Genomic DNA, 3,737 nt, shown 5'->3' with positions numbered 1-3,737 from the left:
ATAGGCGCGCAACCGGGCCAGAAAATGCGACAGCAAGGCCCGTTCCCACGTCCGCCGGTCGGCAATGTCCAGCGCGCACAGCATGAAATAGGACAGGCCGATCGGCCAATGTTCGGGGCGCGCAACCCAGTCGATCAATCCGGGCTGGCCGGACGCGGTGACATAGAGATTCCCAAGATGCTCATCGCCATGGATCACCACCATCGCGGTCTGCGGCAGCAGCGCCCAGAGCCGGTTCCAGGCCTCCTGCGCTCTGCCCAGATCCTGGAACCGTTTGGGCAATGCCCGCCCGCGTGGCAATGCGACATAGGCCTGCCAATTCTCCCGCGCGAAGAAGGTCGGGAAATAGACGTCGTTGACCATCCGGCGATTCTCATGCGACAGCGTCCCCGGCCCCATCGCTCCGCCTTCGGCAAACATTGCGCTGTTCCAGCTGCTCGCATACATGCGGGCAAAGGCATCCATAAACGCCATCGCCTGCCCCAGATCGAGCGTACGATAGGCGTCGAAGAAGGTTGCGCCCTCGGGCGTCAGATCTTCCATGATGATCGCCGACGCATCGTCCATCACGTCGATATGATGCCATCTCGGTCCGGCCGGCGCGGCGATCAGCGGCACGATGTCGCGAAAGGACCGCAATTCATTCGCCATCGCCCAGGCGGAACCGGTCGATGGATCATTCTCGCCGGGGAAATTACCTTTGACGATGAAACTGCGGGGCTTACCTTCACCACCCGCCGCATAATCGACGGTGATGCGAAACTTGTTCTGCTTGAAGCCGAAGACCGGCCCCCTTTCGACGCGGGCCAGTTCGACGTCCGGCCAGCTTTTGCACAGGGCCTCCGTCACCCAGGGAATATCGACATCCGCATAGGTCAGGGGAACGGTCATGATATCGGGCATGGCTCTCTCCTTGTCAGCACACCATATGCACGCTAGTTTATGATATGCTAGCATATATTATAAAGACAGGAGCGGAAGAAGCATGAAAGCAGCGATTTTCGTCCAAGCGGGGCAGCCTCTGGCGATCGAGGATCGCCCTATTCCCCAACCAGGCTCTTATCAGGCGCTGATCCGGGTTCACCGGTGCGGCATTTGCGGGTCGGACCTGCATATGACCAGCGGCAGCGCCTTCGACATCCCGTGCGGCACGGTGCTGGGCCATGAATATGCGGGCGAAGTGGTTGATATCGGCCCTCATGCCTCGTCCCTGAAAGTGGGCGACCGCGTCACAGCGCTCCCCATGTCGGCTTGCGGCGACTGCCCGGCCTGCCGAGCGGACATGCCGCTCCATTGTATCGGGCTTCAATCGATGGCGGGCGGCTATGGCGAATATACGCTGATCGACGCACGCAAGGCGATTCGCCTGCCCGATGGCCTGAGCTTCGAAGACGGGGCGCTGGTGGAACCATTGGCGTCTGCGCTTCGCGGCGTGCGGCGCATCCGAAATCTGGACGCCAAGACACGGGTCGCGATAGTGGGTGCAGGCGCGATAGGCGCATCGGCGGCGTTCTGGGCGCGGCGCCTGGGTGCAGGCCGCGTAGCGATGATCGCCCGGTCACACCGCAATGAGGGGCTGGCGGCGGCCATGGGTGCCGACGGCTTCCTGACCGTGGGCGATGACCTTCCGACCCGATTGGAAACAGTGCTGGGCGGCACGCCGGACGTGGTGATCGAAGGTGCGGGATCGGCCGGCGCGATCCAGCAATCCATCACCCTCGTCCGCAATGGTGGCACCGTGGTCAGTCTGGGCGGCTGCATACAACCCGACCAGATTTTGCCAGCCATTGCGATGTTCAAGGATATCACGCTGCAATTCAGCGTCGCCTATGGCCTTGCCGATTTCCGGCAATGCGTGGAAACGCTGAACGCCGGCGCCGTCGAACCGCGCGCGCTGGTGGGGGAAACCATATCCCTTACCGACCTGCCCGCCCGGTTCGACGCGATGCGCACAGGATCGCACCCCGCCAAGGTCATGGTGAACCCGATGGCCGGTTAACCGGCCATCATGTCGCGGATCGGCCGCAGGAAGCCGGCCATCATCGAATGGCCGACATGGCCCAGCTTGAGTTCGTCCAGCTTCCCCGTCTCGAAACAGTTGGTCGTCAGCTGGCTTGCCGTCAGGTTGCGCACATGGCCCCAGATCTGGAAGAAGCGCACGCGCGATTCGTCCAGTTCTGGACCGCCGGCCGCGCGATAGGCCGCCATGAAATCATCCCAGTCGAGCGAATTGCCGACCGTGTTGCGCACATAGCCGACATCGTCGGCCGGATCGCCGATATGGGAAAATTCCCAATCGACCACGGCGCTGAGCCGCCCATCATCCACGATGAAGTTATGAAAACCAATATCGCCATGCAACAGAACAGGACGTCCAGGTGGATCGGGAATATTGTCCATCAGCCAGCCATAGAGCGCCAGCACCGCCGGCGACGGCATCGCCATTTCCCGCAGGTACAGATCCTTGATCGACTGGATGTAACGGCGCGTCACTTCCTGGACCGGCAGATCCCACAGATGGGTGGCGATCCCGTCAGTCAGATCGCCCAGTTCTCGCATCGGCGGCAATTGGTGCAGGCGCGCAACGCTGCCCGCCAGCAGGTCGACCAGCGACTAATCGACCTTGCCCGCGGCGCCATGGACATTGCCGCCGCTGGTTCCCGGCGCGCGCGTCATGATTTAGAAATCGCCACCTGGTAAAAGCTTATGCTCTTCATCGACCCACAGCGCCTCGGGGGCCGGAAAGCCATGATCGAAGGCGGCACGAATGACCGGAAATTCCTTCCGGACGCGATGGCAGTCATTGTCCATGGTCGGCTCGTCGCGATCCCGTCGCATGACGAAAGCGCCGGATAGGGCCCGCCCCTCGACCATGAACAGGATCGTTTCCTTGCCATAGCCGCCGGGCAACGGACGAAAGTCCGTGACGCGAATGCTTTCGTCATAAAAACGGTCGGCGAGATAGATTTGCAGGCGCGGCGCCGTGACCGCATTGTCCTGCGCATCGGCGGCGGGCAGCAAGTCGCCGCATAATTCCCCGATCCGCGTCAATTCCGCATCGGATGTTTCGAAGACGATCCGCATCCGGTCCTGCGCCGGAATGCGCGGGTCGGATGCCAGCTTTTCCACCAGCAGCGACCAGTCCCGCATCGTGGCGCGCTGCATATCCTCGCGGCCGACCTTGTCCTTGGGCGCATCGGCCAGCGCTGCACGGATGGCCCCGACCCGGTCGAACAAATCCGGCGCCATGTCGGACAGGGAAAGTCGATCGATCAGCCCAACCAATTGCGCGTCCAGCCTATCGCGCCATCCGGCGAACAGGGGATCATGGAAACTCTCCCGCGTCTCCAATATCTTGAGCGAGGCGACCACTGCTTCCTCATTGGATGCATAGACGACCTCCTCACCATAGATGATCGAAGCGGTTCGGTTGAGCGAGCGCAGCAGGCGCGCGGAAATCGACATATATATTCTCCCGGTCCGGGACGTCACATCAGGCGTTCGCACGGACCGCGACGGCGGCCTCTTCTCCCACCAGCCGGCCGAAGGTCAGCGCGTTGCCGACCCCCATGCCGCCGCCGGAATAGCGATTGCCCTGCACACAGCCCAATATCTCGCCAGCCGCGTAGAGGCCGGGAATCGCGATACCGTTGCGATCACGCACGCGCCCCTTGGTATCGATGTCCAGCCCTGCGCTGGTCTGCCCTATCACGGATGCCCTTACCTCCACGGCGAAG

5 protein-coding genes are annotated in these 3,737 nt (G+C 62.2%); 1 reads left to right on the top strand and 4 read right to left on the bottom strand.

Annotation, left to right across the window (positions count from 1 at the left end; genetic code table 11):
• On the bottom strand, positions 1 to 903 hold a 903-nt coding region (locus VMR39_RS00530; protein ID WP_325413317.1), incomplete at its 3' end, for a phosphotransferase.
• 82 nt (positions 904 to 985) lie between these two features.
• Here VMR39_RS00530 and VMR39_RS00525 point away from each other — a divergent pair.
• Positions 986 to 1,999 carry an alcohol dehydrogenase catalytic domain-containing protein gene (locus VMR39_RS00525; RefSeq protein WP_325413315.1) on the top strand — a complete coding sequence of 338 codons (1,014 nt, stop codon included), beginning with the start codon at positions 986 to 988 and terminating at the stop codon, positions 1,997 to 1,999.
• Here VMR39_RS00525 and VMR39_RS00520 read toward each other — a convergent pair.
• From VMR39_RS00520 to VMR39_RS00510, 3 genes are all read right to left on the bottom strand, one after another.
• Entirely contained in the window at positions 1,996 to 2,598 is a 603-nt protein-coding gene (locus tag VMR39_RS00520) for a phosphotransferase (RefSeq protein WP_325413319.1), read from the bottom strand. The genes VMR39_RS00525 and VMR39_RS00520 overlap by 4 nt on opposite strands.
• Before the next feature lie 81 nt (positions 2,599 to 2,679).
• The gene (locus tag VMR39_RS00515; RefSeq protein ID WP_325413314.1) at positions 2,680 to 3,465 is read right to left on the bottom strand and encodes a hypothetical protein; all 786 of its coding nucleotides are present in this window, start codon (positions 3,463 to 3,465) and stop codon (positions 2,680 to 2,682) included.
• A gap of 28 nt (positions 3,466 to 3,493) precedes the next feature.
• A partial coding sequence (locus VMR39_RS00510) for an FAD-binding protein (RefSeq protein WP_325413313.1) occupies positions 3,494 to 3,737 on the bottom strand: 244 nt, incomplete at its 5' end.

The organism is Sphingobium sp., from assembly GCF_035511395.1.
Lineage (GTDB): Bacteria > Pseudomonadota > Alphaproteobacteria > Sphingomonadales > Sphingomonadaceae > Sphingobium.
The sequence above is the reverse complement of the archived record's forward strand: the minus strand, read 5'-3'. Positions and strand labels throughout refer to the sequence as shown.